This window comes from Massilia sp. YIM B02763 (genome assembly GCF_030412015.1).
Lineage (GTDB): Bacteria > Pseudomonadota > Gammaproteobacteria > Burkholderiales > Burkholderiaceae_D > Telluria.
Genome location: NZ_JASNRD010000021.1, coordinates 28809 through 45641 on the forward strand (window position 1 = coordinate 28809; position 16833 = coordinate 45641).

Annotated in this window: 12 protein-coding genes, 2 tRNA genes and 3 pseudogenes; 9 read left to right on the forward strand and 8 right to left on the reverse strand. The window is 60.9% G+C overall.

Going from position 1 to position 16833, the window contains the following annotated elements; all coding sequences use genetic code 11:
• The first annotated feature begins 81 nt into the window (after nucleotides 1-81).
• The 4 genes from QPK32_RS21655 (at nucleotide 82) to QPK32_RS21670 (ending at nucleotide 3484) form a co-directional block, all read left to right on the forward strand.
• The gene (locus QPK32_RS21655; RefSeq protein WP_290414876.1) at nucleotides 82-603 is read left to right on the forward strand and encodes a glycine zipper 2TM domain-containing protein; all 522 of its coding nucleotides are present in this window, start codon (nucleotides 82-84) and stop codon (nucleotides 601-603) included.
• A 142-nt stretch (nucleotides 604-745) separates the two neighbouring features.
• A complete protein-coding gene (locus QPK32_RS21660; protein WP_290414877.1) occupies nucleotides 746-1546 on the forward strand; it encodes a spermidine synthase in 801 nt (266 codons plus the stop codon).
• A gap of 10 nt (nucleotides 1547-1556) precedes the next feature.
• A complete protein-coding gene (locus QPK32_RS21665) occupies nucleotides 1557-3353 on the forward strand; it encodes a GspE/PulE family protein (protein ID WP_290414878.1) in 1797 nt (598 codons plus the stop codon).
• Between the two features lie 55 nt (nucleotides 3354-3408).
• A tRNA-Lys gene (locus QPK32_RS21670) sits at nucleotides 3409-3484 on the forward strand.
• A gap of 196 nt (nucleotides 3485-3680) precedes the next feature.
• Here the strand turns inward: QPK32_RS21670 and QPK32_RS21675 are convergent.
• Nucleotides 3681-6776: a PAS domain S-box protein gene (locus tag QPK32_RS21675; RefSeq protein WP_290414879.1), complete on the reverse strand. Its 3096-nt coding sequence runs from the start codon at nucleotides 6774-6776 to the stop codon at nucleotides 3681-3683.
• 223 nt (nucleotides 6777-6999) lie between these two features.
• On the opposite strand from QPK32_RS21675, the gene QPK32_RS21680 reads away from it, so the two are divergent.
• Nucleotides 7000-7075 (forward strand) — tRNA-Lys (locus QPK32_RS21680).
• A gap of 397 nt (nucleotides 7076-7472) precedes the next feature.
• On the opposite strand, the gene QPK32_RS21685 is transcribed toward QPK32_RS21680, so the two are convergent.
• The gene (locus QPK32_RS21685; RefSeq protein WP_290414880.1) at nucleotides 7473-8612 is read right to left on the reverse strand and encodes a glutathione-independent formaldehyde dehydrogenase; all 1140 of its coding nucleotides are present in this window, start codon (nucleotides 8610-8612) and stop codon (nucleotides 7473-7475) included.
• A gap of 155 nt (nucleotides 8613-8767) precedes the next feature.
• Between QPK32_RS21685 and QPK32_RS21690 the strand changes: the two are divergent.
• Both QPK32_RS21690 and QPK32_RS21695 read left to right on the forward strand, forming a co-directional pair.
• Nucleotides 8768-9426 (forward strand): annotated as a pseudogene (locus QPK32_RS21690) (IS5 family transposase); the annotation flags it as partial.
• Nucleotides 9427-9847: 421 nt separating this feature from the next.
• Nucleotides 9848-10150, forward strand: a complete 303-nt coding sequence (locus QPK32_RS21695) for a putative quinol monooxygenase (protein ID WP_277488299.1) — start codon at nucleotides 9848-9850, stop codon at nucleotides 10148-10150.
• Between the two features lie 38 nt (nucleotides 10151-10188).
• Here the strand turns inward: QPK32_RS21695 and QPK32_RS21700 are convergent.
• A pseudogene (locus QPK32_RS21700) lies at nucleotides 10189-10435 on the reverse strand (transposase); the annotation flags it as partial.
• A 16-nt stretch (nucleotides 10436-10451) separates the two neighbouring features.
• A pseudogene (locus QPK32_RS21705) lies at nucleotides 10452-10705 on the reverse strand (transposase); the annotation flags it as partial.
• 890 nt (nucleotides 10706-11595) lie between these two features.
• Between QPK32_RS21705 and QPK32_RS21710 the strand changes: the two are divergent.
• Both QPK32_RS21710 and QPK32_RS21715 read left to right on the forward strand, forming a co-directional pair.
• Nucleotides 11596-11889 (forward strand): hypothetical protein, encoded by a 294-nt coding sequence (locus tag QPK32_RS21710; RefSeq protein ID WP_105378925.1) that lies wholly within the window; start codon nucleotides 11596-11598, stop codon nucleotides 11887-11889.
• A gap of 233 nt (nucleotides 11890-12122) precedes the next feature.
• Entirely contained in the window at nucleotides 12123-13307 is a 1185-nt protein-coding gene (locus QPK32_RS21715) for a site-specific integrase (RefSeq protein WP_290414881.1), read from the forward strand.
• A 59-nt stretch (nucleotides 13308-13366) separates the two neighbouring features.
• Here QPK32_RS21715 and QPK32_RS21720 read toward each other — a convergent pair whose 3' ends face one another.
• From QPK32_RS21720 to QPK32_RS21735, 4 genes are all read right to left on the reverse strand, one after another.
• On the reverse strand, nucleotides 13367-15061 hold the full coding sequence (locus QPK32_RS21720; RefSeq protein WP_290414882.1) for a DUF927 domain-containing protein: 1695 nt from the start codon (nucleotides 15059-15061) through the stop codon (nucleotides 13367-13369).
• 9 nt (nucleotides 15062-15070) lie between these two features.
• A complete protein-coding gene (locus QPK32_RS21725) occupies nucleotides 15071-15259 on the reverse strand; it encodes a helix-turn-helix domain-containing protein (RefSeq protein ID WP_290414883.1) in 189 nt (62 codons plus the stop codon).
• Nucleotides 15260-15473: 214 nt separating this feature from the next.
• Nucleotides 15474-15596, reverse strand: a complete 123-nt coding sequence (locus QPK32_RS21730; protein ID WP_290414884.1) for a hypothetical protein — start codon at nucleotides 15594-15596, stop codon at nucleotides 15474-15476.
• Nucleotides 15593-16777, reverse strand: coding sequence for a site-specific integrase (locus QPK32_RS21735; RefSeq protein ID WP_290414885.1), 1185 nt, complete (start codon nucleotides 16775-16777; stop codon nucleotides 15593-15595). The genes QPK32_RS21730 and QPK32_RS21735 overlap by 4 nt, the downstream gene beginning before the upstream one ends.
• Between the last annotated feature and the right edge of the window lie 56 nt (nucleotides 16778-16833).

A 16833-nucleotide genomic window follows, 5' to 3' on the forward strand; every position in this document is an offset into this window, starting at 1 on the left:
CCATAGAATCGTGGCGTAAAAAACGCTTTCCACCAACACCGCAAACGTCAAGCACCCAGAATCCAGAATCGAGGTATGACCATGAAACTGCAAGCCAAATTGATTGTTTCCGCCCTGGGCATCTGCGCCCTGCCGCTGGCCCAGGCCCAGGCTGGCGCCTTCGAGGACTTCGGCCAGGTCGTGCGCGTGCAGCCGCGCGTCGAGCAGATCCGCACGCCGCGCCAGGAATGCCGCACCGACTATGTGCAGGTGCCCGTGCAACAGCAACGCAGCCAGGCCGGCACCGTGATCGGCGGTATCGCCGGCGCCCTGCTGGGCAGCCAGGTCGGCAGCGGCAACGGTAAAGTGGCCGCTGCGGCAGCGGGCGCCATCGCCGGCGGCATGGTCGGCGACCACGTCGACAACGATGGCCGCCAATACGGCAACGGGGTGCAGGAACAGGCAGTGCAGAAATGCCGCACCGTCGACGCCGTCGAGACCCGCACCAACGGCTACGACGTGACCTACGACTACCGCGGCCACACCTACACGACCGTGATGGACCGCGACCCGGGCAACCGCGTGCGCCTGCGCGTCTCGGTCGACCCGGTCCAGTACCAGTAAGCGGTAGCAATAAGCAGCAATCAGCGGCTTTTCGCTTTTCCGGGCGCGGTCCCCCTCCTCTTCGCCGCGCCCTCGGCTTCCCCGGTGCTTGCACCGGGGAAGCCGGTCCAACGATAATAGGACGTTCCCTTCAGGTCGCCCTATGCTCATCAAACGCAAATCCATCGAACTGGCCGAATCCTCGCGCCGTCCCGCCCGCAAGCCCAAGTTCGCCCCCGTCACCCTGTCCGAACAGGACGGTGTCCGCTATCTCCACTTCGGTACCGAATGGGTGCAAGGCGCCATGCGCATCCGCAAGCCCGACTGGCCCGAGCTCGAATACGCCCAGCAGATGATGGCCTGGATGCTGTTCGTCGAGCAGCCGCGGGCCATCGCGCAGCTGGGCCTGGGCGCCGCCTCGCTGACCAAGGCGACCTACCGCCTGTTCCCGGACGCCACCGTCACGGCCGTCGAACTGAACCCGTCCGTCATCGCGATCTGCCGCTCGATGTTCAAGCTGCCGGAAGACGACGCGCGCCTGCAGGTGCTCGAAACGGATGCGCTGGACTTCGTGCTGGACGACGCGAACCACGGCGCCTTCGACGCGCTGCAGTGCGATTTGTACGACGCCACCGCGCGCGGCCCCGTGCTCGACACGCCCGAGTTCTACCAGGCCTGCAACGACTGCCTGCTTGATACCGGCGTCATGACCGTCAACCTGTTCGGCGACCACCCGAGCTTCGCCAAGAACATCAAGGCGATGCGCTTCGCCTTTGCCCACGTGATCTGCCTGCCCGAGGTCCACGACGGCAACGTGGTCGCGCTGTGTTTCAAGACGGCCCCCGACCTCGATCCTGCCCGCCTGGCCGCGCGCGCCGCGCAAATCGTGGCCGACACCAAGCTGCCGGCCAAGTCCTGGCTCAGGGACCTCAAGGCAGGGATCCAGGCCGCCGGCAAAGCCTGACTGGAACGCCATGCAGACCGCCGCGCCAGCGAAGAACACGCCGCAGAAACTCGACCTGCAGACCATCTTTTCCTGGCTGCTGGCCGACGGCATCGTCGAGAAATCGACGGTCAAGCCGCACTTCGCGCAAGCCCAGGGCATCCTCAAGAATGCCGTGGGCTCGATGCATCCCCTCACCGCGGTCGCCCAGTGCAAGATCGTCTCGGCCAGGGCGCCGCACCGGCTGCTGACGCTGGACGTGCTCAGCGAATGGTGCGCCGCCAAGGTGAACCTGCCCTGGCTGCGCATCGACCCGCTCAAGATCGACTTCACCAAGGTCGCGGACGTGATGTCGGCCACCTACGCGGCGCGCTTCAACATCCTGCCCGTGGAATTGAAGCCGGACGCGCTGGTGGTGGCGACCGCCGACCCGTTCCGCACCGAGTGGCAGGACGAGATCGCGCGCATCTCGCGCCGCCGCATCGACCTGGTGATCGCCAATCCGCTCGACATCGCCCAGTACATCTCGCAGTTCTTCAGCCTGGCCAAGTCGATCCGCGACGCCAACAAGGCCAGCGGCCAGGACCTCGCGCTGCGCAACAACTTCGAGCAGCTGGTCGAACTGGGCAAGGCCAACCGCCAGGTCGACGCCAACGACCAGCACATCGTCAACATCGTCGACTGGCTGTGGGGCTATGCGTTCGAACAGCGCGCCTCCGACATCCACCTGGAGCCCAAGCGCGAGTCCGGCGTGATCCGCTTCCGCATCGACGGCATGCTGCACCAGGTGTACCAGGTGCCGGCCGTCGTCATGCTGGCGATGACGGCCCGCATCAAGCTGCTGGGCCGCATGGACGTCATCGAAAAGCGCAGGCCGCAGGACGGCCGCATCAAGACGCGAACGTATGCGGGCCAGGAAGTCGAGCTGCGCCTGTCGACGATGCCCACCGCCTTCGGCGAAAAGCTCGTGATGCGCATCTTCGACCCGGAAGTGGTGGTCAAGACCCTGCCGGAACTGGGCTTCCCGCCCGACGACGCGATGCGCTGGGACGGCCTCACGCGCCGCCCGCACGGCATCATCCTCGTCACCGGCCCCACCGGTTCCGGCAAGACGACCACGCTGTATACGACCCTGAAGGCGCTCGCGACGAGCGAGGTGAACGTCTGCACGGTGGAGGATCCGATCGAGATGGTCGAAGCGGCGTTCAACCAGATGCAGGTGCAACCGGGCATCGACCTGTCGTTCGCCGACGGCGTGCGCGCGCTGATGCGCCAGGATCCGGACATCGTCATGATCGGCGAGATCCGCGACCTGGAGACGGCCGAGATGGCGATCCAGGCCGCGCTGACGGGCCACCTGGTGCTGTCCACGCTGCACACCAACGACGCGCCGTCCGCCGTGATGCGCCTGCTGGAACTGGGCGTGCCCTACTACTTGCTGGAAGCGACGCTGATCGGCATCATGGCCCAGCGCCTGGTGCGCACGCTGTGCCCCCAATGCAAAGCCGCTGATGGAGAACTCAACGACGCCGTCTGGAACAATATCGCGGGCAGCTGGGACATGCCGAAGCCGCAGACCGTCTACCGCCCGATCGGCTGCCCGGAATGCCGCCAGACGGGTTTCCGCGGCCGGACCGGCCTGTACGAGCTGGCCGTCGTCACCGAAGGGTTTTCCAGGCTGATCCAGGAAGAGACGGACATCGGCGCGCTGCGCCGCCAGAGCGTGGCGGACGGCATGAAGCCGCTGCGCATCGCCGGCGCCCTGAAGGTGGCGGAAGGAGTGACGACGGCCGAGGAAGTGCTGAAAGTGACGGCGGCGCTCATTTAATTTGTATCGCCCCTGGCGCAAACGCGAATCACCCGCTATAATGCGTGCCTTCTTCGGGTCGTTAGCTCAGTTGGTAGAGCAGCGGACTTTTAATCCGTTGGTCGCTGGTTCGAGCCCAGCACGGCCTACCAGAGAATTCAGCGAGAACGCCAGCCTTCGGGCTGGCGTTTTTGTTTTTGGCTGCCACCTCCGCGTCGCCCCTGCGAAGGCAGGGACCCATGCTGAAGTCCCGAAGCCTCTCTTTCAATCATGCTGCGGCATTTCAAGGATCCTGAATCCTGATGCTCAGTATGGGTCCCCGCCTTCGCGGGGACGACGGTTTCCACGTCAGCGGCGCACGCTCGCCAGGATGTTCTCCACATCCCCCATCTGCACCGGCTTGGTCAGGTGATGGTCGAACCCCGCCTCGCTCGACCGGTTGCGGTCGTCCTCCGCGCCCCACCCCGTCAGCGCCGCCACCAGCACCACGTGTTCCAGTGCCGGGATGGCGCGTATCGCGCGCGCCGTCTCGTAGCCGTTCATGCGCGGCATGCCGATGTCGAGGAAGGCCAGCTGCGGCGCGAAGTCCCGTACGGCCGCCAAGGCCTCGACACCGTCGTGCGCCACGCGCGTCACGTGGCCGTTCAGTTCCAGCACCATCGCCAGCGTGACGGCCGCGTCCACGTTGTCGTCCACCACCAGCACGCGCACGCCGTCGGCCTGCGGTACCACGGCCTGCTCGCCCGCCGCCGGCGCGGCGCCGGCCGGCGCGACGGAGGCCAGCGGCAAGCGCACGGTGAACGTGCTGCCCGCGCCCGGTCCGGCGCTCTCCGCCTTCACGCTGCCGCCGTGCATCTCGACCAGGCGCCGCACCAGCGACAGGCCGATCCCGAGCCCGCCCTGCGCACGGTCGATGCTGCGGCCGACCTGGCTGAACATCTCGAACACGCCTTCCAGCGCATCGGCCTGGATGCCGACACCCGTATCCGAGACCGCGATCACGGCCTCGCCGCCGTCGCGCCGCAGCGCCAGCACGATATTGCCGCCGGCCGGCGTGTACTTGGCCGCGTTGTTGAGCAGGTTGGCCACGACCTGGGCGATGCGGGTGGCGTCTACGTCGGCCGGGAACGGCTCGCCCGCCACGTCCAGCTGGAGCAGGTGCTGCCCCGCCTCGATGACGGGCAGGCTCGTCTCGACGGCGCTGGACAGCACGTCGGCCAGGTCCACGCGCGCCCTCTTGAGTTCCAGCTTGCCGCCGCTGATGCGGGCGATGTCGAGCAGGTCGTCGATCAGGTGCACCATGTGCGACACCTGGCGTTCCATCATCGCGCGCACCCGGGCATTGGACGCGGCATTGTCGCCGCCCAGGCGCATCACGCCCAGGCCGCTGCGGATCGGCGCCAGCGGGTTGCGCAGCTCGTGCGCCAGCGTGGCCAGGAACTCCGTCTTGCGGCGGTCCGCCTCCTTCAGGTCCGCGGCCAGCTGGCGCAGCGTGTCGTCGGCCCGCTTGCGCGCCGTGATGTCGGAAAACAGCAGCGCGACGCGGCGGCCGGACGCATCGCCCATGCGCGTGGCGTAAACGTCGAACCAGCGCCCCATCGCCGCGGCCTCGCTCTCGAAGTGCTCGGACTTGCCCGTGCGGGCGACGCGGCCGTAGGTGTCGATCCAGAGGCGGTCCAGGTCCGGCACCAGCTCGCGCGCCGTCTTGCCGGTGGCGCCGGCCAGGCCCGTGTGCTCCTCGAACATCGCGTTCATCTCGACGAAGCGGTAGTCGATTGCCTCGCCCGCATCGTCGAGGATCACGTCGATGATGCAGAAGCCCTGGTCCATCGACTCGAACAGCGTGCGGTAGCGCTCCTCGCTGGCGCGCAGTCGTTCCTGCGCGCGCTTGCTCTCGGTGGTATCGAGCACGATCGCGACGATGCCCTGGATTTCGCCGTCCGGCCCGCGCAGCGCGTTCACGCTGCTGGTGGCCGGCATCAGGGAACCGTCCTTGCGCAGGTATTCCTTGTCGATCGCGGCCTGCATGCCGTCGACGAGCAGCTTGCCGACCGTGGCGAGCGTCGAGCGCACCGACGCGGGCGCGGTGACCTCGATGACGCTGCGGCCCACCAGCTCCTGCGGCGCATAGCCCAGCATGTCGCCGAATTTCTGGTTCGCGAAGGTGATGCGGCCCGTGGTATCCATCTCCACCACGCCGGTCGCGGCCTGGTCGACGATCTTCTGGAAGCGCTCGCGGCTCGCATGCAGCTCCAGCTCCGCCTGCTTGCGGTGGGTCTGGTCGACACCGTGCGCGAGCAGGCCCGTGACGCGTCCTTCGCCGTCGCGCAGCGCCATGTAGACCAGGTCGAGGAAGCGCTCCTCGAGCGGCATGCCGGGCTCGCGCTGCAGCATGACGGGCATGTCGAGGCCGACGAACGGTTCGCCCGTCGCGTAGACGCGGTCGAGCAGCTCGAAGAAGCCCTGCCCCGCCACCTCGGGCAGCGCCTGGCGCACGGGCTGGCCGACCAGGTCGCGGTTGCCGACCAGCTGCAGGTAATGGTCGTTGACGAGGTCGAACACGTGCTCCGGCCCGGTCATCACGCACATGAACGCGGGGGCCTGGCGGAAGATGTCGTTGATGCGGTCGTTGGCCGCCCGCAGCTCCCGCACCAGTCGCTCGCGCTCCCCATCGGCCTCGATGTCGGCCGAGATGTCCGTATGCGTGCCCACCCATTCGACGACGACGCCGGCCGCATCGACGATCGGCACGGCCTTGGCGCGCATGTGGCGATAGCGGCCGCCGGCATCGCGCAGGCGGTGCTCCACGCAGTAGATGCCGCGCGTCTCGACGGCGCCAGCGCGGGCCTCCAGGGTGGCCGCGCGGTCGTCCGGATGCACGGCGTCCAACCAGCCGTCGCCGCGGTACGCATCCGGCGCCTGGCCCGTAAACGCCTGCCAGGCCGGCTGCGGCGCATCGAAGCGGCCCGTCGCCGAGGTGACCCAGACGATGGCGCTGGTCGCCGTCACCAGCGAGCGAAAGCGCGCCTCGCTGGTCGCCAGCTCGCGCTGCGCCTGATGGGCGGCGGTGACGTCGCGCGACACGGCCAGCAGCCTACCGCCCTCGCCGCCCAGGTCGACGGGCGTGACGACCACGTCCCACCACTTCGGCGTTCCCCTGGCCGACGGACAGGCCGCCTTGAACTTGCCGGTACCGCCCTGCGCGGCGACATCGATGGCCGCCTGCACGTCGGCGCGGCTGTCCTCGGGCCAGAGCGAGACCCAGGCCGTTCCCGCGACGGTGGCGACATCATCGATCTCCATGGCCCGCAGGCCATTGCGGTTGATGGCCAGCAGCCGGCCATCGGTACCGAGCAGCTTGACGCAATCGGGGCTGGTTTCGAACAGCAAGCGCCCCAGGTCCGGGTTGGCCAAGGACGCCGGGAAGACACATTCATCCTGCATGGAGCGAGCGATTTCTTTGAATATCTTTGCTTGGAGATCCAAGAAGCCAAGATGTTTTTGACGAAATCGTATCTATACCATACAAAAGGATGCCATTACGCCAATCATTCGTGCGCGGCGGGCGCTTGTGGCGTTTTCCGTCCCCGACGGCGCTTGCCGACCCAACATTGCAAGAAAAACCTTAGCAGATCGGCGCCGACCCGCTATAATGCACGCCTTCTTCGGGTCGTTAGCTCAGTTGGTAGAGCAGCGGACTTTTAATCCGTTGGTCGCAGGTTCGAATCCCGCACGGCCTACCATGAATTACAAAGAAGCCCACGAATTTCGGTTCGTGGGCTTTTTGCGTTCTGGTCACCCTCTGGTCGCTTCGAAAAAGGTCCGCCCCCCCCCCTGCCGGGAGTTTTTCCGCGTTGATTTCCTGCGCCGCCCTGCCTGTCGAGTACTGCCTGACGTTGATGACCGGACGGGCTTTGACAGCTAGGTCAGCGAGGAAGCTGACGGTCTAGTAGCCTGGTCAGGCGTAATTTACGCAACAAAGCTAATCAAACTGGAAACTAACAAAGTTCTTCCGCGCAATCTTCTCTCTTTAATATCCTTAAATGAAATAAAATTGCGCGAGAGCCCGTTTATTATAGAACCTATCTACTTTGAATTTACAAATCGTCTTTTAACATTCGCCTATAAATAATATTTTCCTTATTTATTAGGTTTTAGCACGACTTTGGTCCACCCTTCCGCACGTTTATCAAAATTCCGATAGGCAGTCGGTGCATCATCTAGTCCAAGCTGATGTGAAATGATCTGCGAAGGCGTTGCTTTACCTTTATGGATCAATTTTGCCAAATAACGGTTGTAATGCTTGACGTTGGCTTGACCGGTGCCAATCTTCTGACCCTTGAACCAAAAATTGCCAAAATCGAAGGCAATTTTACCTTCCTTTCCTAACGCGTCTGGACTCTTTGGATCTTGTGGGAGGAATACACCAACTACGCCAATGCCGCCAGTAGGCTTGACCGTCTGTACCAAGTTATTCATTGTTAAATTTGGCACTTCCTTACCGTGCTTGTCGCAACATTGATAACCAACGCATTCGCAGCCGCAGTCGGCACCTTCGCCGTTAGTAAGGTTCAAGATTTTCTCGACGCCGGCGCCTTCGGTGTCGTCGATCGCCACCGCGCCCATCTTTTCGGCCAGAGCCAAACGATCCTTGTGCGTGTCCACGACGAAAACTTCGCTTGCGCCTTTAATGAACGCAGACATGGTCGCCATTAGGCCGACCGGGCCGGCGCCGTAGATCACGACCGATTCACCCGGCTTGAGGCCAGCCAATTCGGTAGCGTGGTAGCCGGTCGGGAAAATGTCCGACAACATCACGTAGTCATTTTCCTTTTCCTTAGCGTCTTCCGGCAGCACCAAGCAGTTGTAATCGCCGAATGGCACCCGTAGCAGTTCGGCCTGGCCGCCGCTGTACGGACCCATGCCGGCAAAACCGTAGGCAGCACCGGCCGTGCCAGGGTTTGCCGTCAGACAAAAGCCGGACAAGCCCCGTTCGCAGTTTTGGCAAAAGCCGCAGCCGATGTTGAACGGCAGACAGACAACGTCGCCGACCTTAACGCGTTCGACAGCGTTGCCGATCTCGATGACTTCACCCATGTTTTCGTGGCCCAAAATACGGCCCGTTTCCATGTTGGTGCGGCCTTCGTACATGTGCAGGTCAGACCCGCAGATATTAGTTGTTGTGATACGGACCAAGACGTCAGTCGGCTTTTCAATCTTGGCGTCCGGCATGTCTTTAACTTGGACGTCGCACGGACCATTATAAACGAGTGCCTTCATGATTATCCTTTCAGAACGAGGGTAAATTCATCGCAAATAGCGGCATTAGGGAAGAAAGGTATAACAAATTTCTTCACGAGTGCGCACTGTTGAAAGCGGCTTTGTTGCGTAAATCAGGACTAACCAGCGTGCAGCGCGTAAGTATGGCAGTCTGGCCAAACTACAGCACCGTCAGCAGGCGGCAAAAGACGCTGCAGGTGGCAATCGGCACTATGCCGACCACGACGGGCTTGCAATTGCTGGTGGACAGCACTGGCATCAAGATGCTGGGTGAAGGCGAGTGGAAGACGAAGAAGCACGGGGCAAACCATCGCCGCCAGTGGCGCAAGGTGCATCTCGGGATCGATGCGTCCACGCTCGAGATCCGGGCCATGGGAGTGACCGATAACGGTATCGGCGACGCACCTGTCCTGCCAGCGCTGCTGAGCTAGATTCTGCTGACGAGCGCATTGCCAGCGTCAGTGGCAACGGTGCGTACGAGACGAAGGGCGTTAAAGGCATTGCATTGCGCACTGCGCATGTCATCATCCCGACCCGGAAGAACACCATGCCCTGGAAGGCAAACAACCGTGGTGCCGATGCACATAACGACATCCTGCGAGTTACAAAAAGGCTGGGACGGGCAATCCGGAAGAGATGGAGCGGCTACCACCGGCGTAGCCTTGTTGAAACCAAGATGCGCTGTTTCAAGTTGCTGGGCGAACACGTCATGGCACGCGACTTCGAACGTCAGGTCGCCGAGCTACAAGTACGGGCTGCCATGCTGAACCGCCTCACCCGGCTGGGCACAACGGTTACGGTCCCAATGTTATAAAACGAACTACAAAGTAGCGTCCGCTCGGCCCTCGCTCGATTTATGCAACAAAGCCGTTTTACTCCATAAACAGCCTCACCTTTACTTCAAAGAGCGGTGGTTCGCGTCGCAAGATCGGCAAGGCGTAACGCAACTATCAAACCATGTACTTACCTCCAGAGCAACAAGCGCCGTACACTGAGCATTGCGAACGGCCGGGTTCGGCCAAGAGCGGGAGTTCGTCGGATTACCCATCTGGTTGTATAAGTGTTGAACTTATGGCAGTCACTAAAGTGTTGAGAAACCCAGTGTCGCCCTCTATATACTCTTTGCCACGTGCAGGAGGCGGCTTCGCCGCAAATGGTGGCGGTGCGGTCATCATTGCATTTGGCTCATTGGAAAGTTGATAATTTGGTGGCTGTTTAACTACAGGAGATATCTCATGGTCAAACTTGCATTGTTCGTTCGTCTAGAAGCCAAGCCGGGTAAGGAGAAAGAAGTAGAGAACTTTCTGTTAAGTGGTCTTCCCCTAGTTCAGGCAGAGCCGGCTACTACAGCTTGGTTCGGCATCCGCCTAGGGCCATCAACCTTTGGCATTTTTGACGCGTTTTCAGATGAAGCTGGGCGGCAAGCTCATCTTTCCGGCCAAGTCGCAGCGGCGCTTATGGAAAAAGCGGGGGAGTTATTTGCCGAGCCGCCGTCAATCGAAAAGGTTGACGTTCTTGCGGCAAAGCTGCCAGGCTAAGCAACCCCAGTAAGTCGCCCTGGCCGACGACTTAGAGCCTATCCCAGTAGACCTGCTGAACGCCAGGCAATGACTCCACAAACGAGGTGAAGGCAGGCGAGATAGTTGCCTGCCTTCTTCGGCCAACGGATCAGCAGGCCACGGAATCGATTCATCCAGCTGTGCGTGCGCTCGACGACCCAACGTCGGGCGCGAAATCCTGCATCCTTGTTCAGTTCTAAAGCTTCTTCATCGCGCGCTCTGAATGTAGGCAATGAAGCCAAGATCCTCGACCCATTGACGTACTTACCGGCAAAGCGCCGATCGCTACCTGCAGCGTCTTTTGCCTACGGCTGACCGTACTGTAGTCCGGCACCGGCCAGTCGAGTCTAGCCAGGTGCAGCAGGCTTTGCATCATACCCATGGCCTGGCGCAGCGGCAAATTGAAGAGGCACTTGATGCTCAGGCAGAAATGGATCGCCTGCTCGCTGAACATCTGGCTGCGCCCGCGCTTGCCGTTTGGCTCGCCATGCCAGGCCATGTTCGGATCGAGCCAGATGAGCCGCGTGCCTTCAGTGCTTCGTTGTATGTTTTCCAGTTCGTGGTGCGGTATTTCTGAGGAGCCGGTTTATGCGCTCAGGCTACCAGATGTCCCGGCTCTACCCTGGCCAGGGTCGATTTGTGCAACAAAGCCGGTCATGACCGTTCAGCCTGCCTTGACCGCCGCCTTAGCAACCAGCGTCTTGAGGAACACGTGCTCCGCGCTTTCTGGCGCAGTTGTGCATTCCCCCGCCTCGCATGCGAAAAAATTACCGAGCTTACTGATCTTCGGTATGGCTTGGCTATCGCAGCATGGCATTCGAAGATCAGCCATCTTATAGGTTTGCTTGACGTATTCCCATGCGATCAAATCGCAGTCGAACGCATAGACGTCGGCGTCACCTCTTCGAGCTCTAAGCGGCAAAATTAATTTCCAGATTACCTATCCAATCCGCTCGTCTCGTTGGGCGAAGCTTTCCGAACCACTTAGACGGGTTGTACGGAGGATCGTAGCCTTCATCGTTCTGATGTGCAAGATGTGCAGAACCCCTGTCGGCTCTAGGATGCAGGGGCTACTGAACAGGTGTGCTGCGTGTGCAAAACATCACCTGGACTACGACATCGAAAAATCTGCTGGTTAGAGCCACCCAGATTGGACGTGGCACATCAAAAAAGGCCCATTTCGACCGGACTACGGAGTGCGCTGAATGCCCCCCGGTGATCTATCAAGTCCTTCCACCGTTTTTCCCAAGCTGTAAACGCTGTAAGCGCTTGTCGAGAATCGACCTCGCCGCGTCTGGTTCAACTGGCGACGGGATTCCACGCCACCGCACTTTGCCCCAGCTGCCAACAAAGATCTCGCCCCAACCAGTGCGCAAGGTGTGCAGGCCCAACCTGTACGCCCTGCACAGTCATGCCAACACACCATGAAAAATCACGAAGACAAGTCCCCCCTATTTTCCCTTGGCGACATTTACATCACCAAACGCGCAGACGCCGAGCTGGACGCTCGCGCCGTCACCTCGGCAACGCTACTGGAACGGTACGTTACCGGCGACTGGTCAAACCTGTCGGCTGAAGACATCAAGGCAAACCGCGCCGCTATCCATGATGGCGGACGTATCCTCGCCTCGTACCGCATCGCGCCCACCGTCCGCATTTGGATCATCACCGAGGCCGACCGCGCCAGCACGACGATTCTGCTACCCGACGAATACTGACCCCTCAGCTGTTTCGCCGAATGGCACTGGCCCGCCGCCACTCCGACCGGAAATAGACCGGAGGCCACCCCGGCAGCGGAGCCGAAAAAGCGTGCGTTGTAATGATCCACGCCCAGCCACAACCATTTGACCGTGAACGCCGCCGTTCCGGTCCGCTCCACGGATTCGAACTTCCCGGAACGCCTACCGCGCTCCGCATCTGCGCATCAACCCACCATCGAGAATCTAAATGTATGAACAGACAATTTCGCTTCAACAAAAAACTTATCGATGCCCTCCCCCCGCACCCCGAGGACGCCAAGTCCAAGGAAAGCGAGTATTCCGATACCGAGGTCGCGGGACTGCGCATCATCGTCAACCGGCGTGGCCGCAAGTATTTCCTCTTCCGTTACTCCTTCGACGGAGCCAAGCGCAGCATGAAGCTGGGCGATTATCCGCAGATGGAAGTCACCGACGCCAGACACCGCGCGCTCGACTGTCGCCGTCAAGTCGCTACCGGGACGGACCCGCAGGCAGCGGCTGCAGCCGTAGCGGCATCACAACTGGCACTGCGTCGGTTCGTGATCGACGACTACCTGCCGCACGCTTATGCCACCAAACGTAGCGCCAAGGATGACGAGGGCCGGATGCGCAACATCCTGCCGGAGTTTGGCGACTTGCAACTGTCGCAGATAAGCAGCCATACCATTCAACAGTTCCATGACCGGTTGCGCGTGCAGAAGTGTGCAGCCACTGCGAACCGCCATCTTGCACTGTTAAAGCGATGCTTTAACCTCGCCATCATCTGGGGCAAGCTCGACGGACCGAATCCGGTACGGGGAATACGCATGCATCAGGAGAACAACCAGCGGCAGCGCTACTTATCAGACGGCGAGCTGCGCTCGTTTTTGAGGGCACTTGACGAGGAACCAAACCGCCCGCTGGCAGACGCGCTGCGCTTCTTACTCATGACCGGCGCGCGCCGTAACGAGGCGCTGATGGCACGGTGGGATTCGATTGACCTCGACAAAGGTCAGTGGTTCCTGCCGAACACGAAGAGTGGCAAGAGCAGATTTATCTTGCTGAACGACGCTGCCATCGAGTTACTCCGCCAGTGTGGTCGGCCTGCTGGCCACGTTTATGTGTTCCCAGGTAAGAATGTGGGCGAGCCCATCTGCAACCCGTACAAAGGCTTCAAGCGGGTACTGAAGCGGGCGGGCATTAGGGATCTGCGGATTCACGACCTGCGACACAGCTTCGCCAGCTTGGCGATCAACAACGGGGCGACGCTCTATGAGGTGCAGCACCTGCTCGGCCACGCCGATAGCAAGACCTCGCAGCGATACGCGCACATGGCGTCGGACAACCTGCGCAAGGCCAGCGCGCAAGTAGCCGCAGTGATCGCACAGGCCCGGCCACAAGCCGAGTCCGTGGCGTAAACGAAAAATCGCTCAAGAGTGACTTGAGCGATTTTTTTTTACTCCGTTCGGAGTGGGCATTAAGCTGCGATCGGGACTCCATCTGGCCAGATGCGTTTGGTAACGATGGCGTAGCCACGGAAGCGATTGTTGCAGAAGCGGTGGACTCGTCGTCCAGGCTGTTCCGTCTTGAGTGCACCCAACCCGGCCAGCTCATCGAGAATCCGCGTCGCGTCGTCACCGAGTTCGCGGTTCAACACATCGACGGAAATGACCGTGATGTCGTTGTCTACGAATGCGACGGCCTCGCAGTTCAAGTCGGGTCTACCCGGATGAAGCTCGTCGATGCGATCGGTGAGAAACTGACGAATACGCGCTAACGAGCTGGCACGCGTACTCCACCATAGTTCAGTCACCATCTTGAGTGCTGCGTTGATTTTTTCGTCCGCGTTCTCATCGAATACACCTGCCATTACCGCGATCCGTCCGGCTACAACTGCCCCGGCGAGCCGCTTGACGACGCGGCGCTCACCGGATTCGCAGTCGGCGGGCAACAGGACGTTCTCGATGTCTGGGGCCATCGCCAGGAGCTCGTTTAATTCCTCCGGATTGTCGCAGCAATACTGGATGATTGCCTCACCAGCCGTACCGTACTGCTCGCTGCAGGCACGCTTGAGGTGGCTGGTCGCAGCATTGAACGAACCGAACTCTCCGTAGTTGTTCAGCACCCCGACATCGGTAATAGGGATGTCGATAGCACGGTCTGCCTGACCACCATGCATTTTCCGCCCGCTCGCCGCGATGGTGTCAGCGATCGTCACTTCCGCCGACACGATTACATTCGACTGCCAGCGTTCGCGGTCCGCCGCTTCGCCCGTCGATTTCATGCGATGCTTGCCTTCGCCGGACGCCATCATATAGCACGCCTGATGGACGATCGCCGCACTGCTTTCAGTCAGTTCGTCGAGAAGCGTCGGCAGCGGGCTTTGCTTGCCGAGCAATGCCTCGAAGCCGTTAAGGGTGCCGTTGAACCGTGCGATAAATGCCGGGTCCTCGACCTGCGCACCTTGCGCGGGATCGACTCCATTGCCGAAGATACTGGCGGCGCATTGTTCCGCGAGCGTCTTTCCGAGCCCCTTCTGTCCGCAGAAGTTAAACATGCTAGAACTCAGGCCGAGGCGGTCCAGGAAGATGCTTGCGATGGCGATACAGGTCATCGCGAGGATGATCGGGTTTTCGACGATCAACACGCCGATCTTCGCGCGCCATTCGTCGAGTGTACCGCGCGAACACATCGCGCCCGCGCCAGAGGGGTCGATCCAGAAGTCGTCCGGATCGTTGTCATCGCTGGCGATCAGCTTGCGCCCGGTAAAGAAAGCCTGATGATCTGCGATCCAGCGAGTGTTCGTGACCAGTTCGCGCGTCGAGAGCTTGGCAACCGCAGCGGCGGTGGCCATCAGGTAGTCCGACAACAGCTTAGGTTTGTAGATGATCGTCCCGCGCGTGCTGAGGATTTCGCTGATCGCCTTGGGCGTGCCGAGCGTCCCGTTGTCAACACGCACCATGCAGGGAAGTACGCCCTCGACGAACGGGGTAATCGCCACCGCACACGAGGTGGTGTTCGTTGCGGGATCGAACACGAAGCGCTCTACGTATGCTTCGCCATGCATGACAACAGTGAATCCTGCGTCTCCTCGATCGAACTGCACGGAGCCGTTCTGGACAATGTATTTGTCGACCGTGCTCGGCGCGGCGGTATTGCTAGGCTTATTCATAGTTAGCTCTTAGATGTTCTTATTCGTTTCCACCCATGCACGCACGTCTTCGCATGCGTACCGCACCGCTCGGCCCACCTTGACGAATGGGATTTGCGGACCCAGCCCGGTAGAGCGGGCTTTCTCTAGGGTCTGCGGCGCGATGCGCAGCAACGATGCCACTTCCTTCGTTGTTAGATAACTGCTCGGTTCGTACATTGGATGCTCCTTTAGGTTGCGTTAAGAAAATTCAGCAAGCCCATATTAAGCGGATGAGCTAACGAAGAAAAGTCTTGAAAAACAGTGACTTACAACAATAAACATAAGCAAATAGAAGGCGGCGGATGAGGGTTTTACCGGCCTCCAAGACCGTCAACCGATTTCGCCCTGGTAACTCGTTCACGCACCGAAAAATCGGCGGCATGCCGATACTTCAGCCGGGCAAGGCGATTCCCGCCTCTTTTAAGCCCGGATTCACTTCCTTTTTTCGCTGTCCACCGAGTGAAAATATTTTTGGAATGTCGTAGTCTTGCGACATTCCAGTACCTTCGATCACACCAACTCGCCAACCAAGTTGTTCGCATCGATCAATGCTTGGTCCTGCAGGTGTGCATAGCGTGCAGCCGTGACGTTCGGTGACGAGTGGCGCAGCGCCTTGGAAACGGTGAACAGGGGTACGCCCGCGTTGACAGCAATCGATGCCCAGGTGCGGCGCAGGTCGTGGATCGTGAAGCCCTCGATGCCCGCGCTCGCACAAATGCGCTCGAACACCTTTGCGGGCCTCGTCATGGGCTTGGCCGGGTCCTTGCCTGGAAACAGATAACCGGCCTTCCGTTTGCCGATTACCACGCGCAGCAGTTCCACCGCCGTTGAGCTGAGGCAGATATGTGCCGACTTGCCCGACTTCGTCATCGGCAAATGCCACGTGCAGCTTGCCAGATCGACGTCATGCACCTTGGCGGCGAGCGCTTCGCCGAGCCGCGCCGCAGTCAGAAAGAGCAGCATGAACAGCGACGCCGCAGCCCGGTTGCTCTCGTGATCGCAAGCCTCCTTGAACGCGGCACGCTCGGCCGTATCCAGCACTCGGGTACGGATGTTCGCCTCTGCGAGCGGACGGATGTGCTTGGCGGGGCTCTTCGTATGCAGGTCATTCTCGACGGCGTAACGGAATATCGCCTTCAGCAAGGCGAGGTAGCGATTGACGGTCGCGGGCGACAGGTGCTCGCGCTCGCTCAGCATGTCGAGGAAGGCCACGATGTTCGACGACCTGATGGCAGCCAGCGGCAGGTGTCCGAATTCGCTGGACAGCCAACGCTCGAATTTCTGCACGTCGTCCTTGATGCTGCGCTTACGAGCTTTTACAGCCGGGTAGTAATGGTCGGACCAGAGCTGAGAGAACGTGATGCCGACGCGGCTCGGTGCGCGCGGATCGATGCCCTGTGCAGCCTGGAGGCGTGCAGAGGTGCAGGCGAGACGTGCCTGTTCGACCGTGAAGTGGGCGCTGTAATCCCCGAGCGCCAGGGATAGGCGCTGCTTGTGAAGAACCGGGCGAGCGCGGAAGTTGATGCGACCACTGCGATACAGGACCGCGATCAGCCCGACGCATTTCGTGTCGTAGCAGTCGAGTTGATCCTTGTCGCTGTAGGCAAGGAACGAAGCCAAGGCCGTATTGAGGCTGGCCTTCGTGAAGCAGAACTTGGTCGAAAAATTGTGGTTACTTGTTTTGTCGGGCGGCATGTTGATAGTCCTTTACTAGGACTACCGGGATCAATCATAACGATTCGCCATCGAGA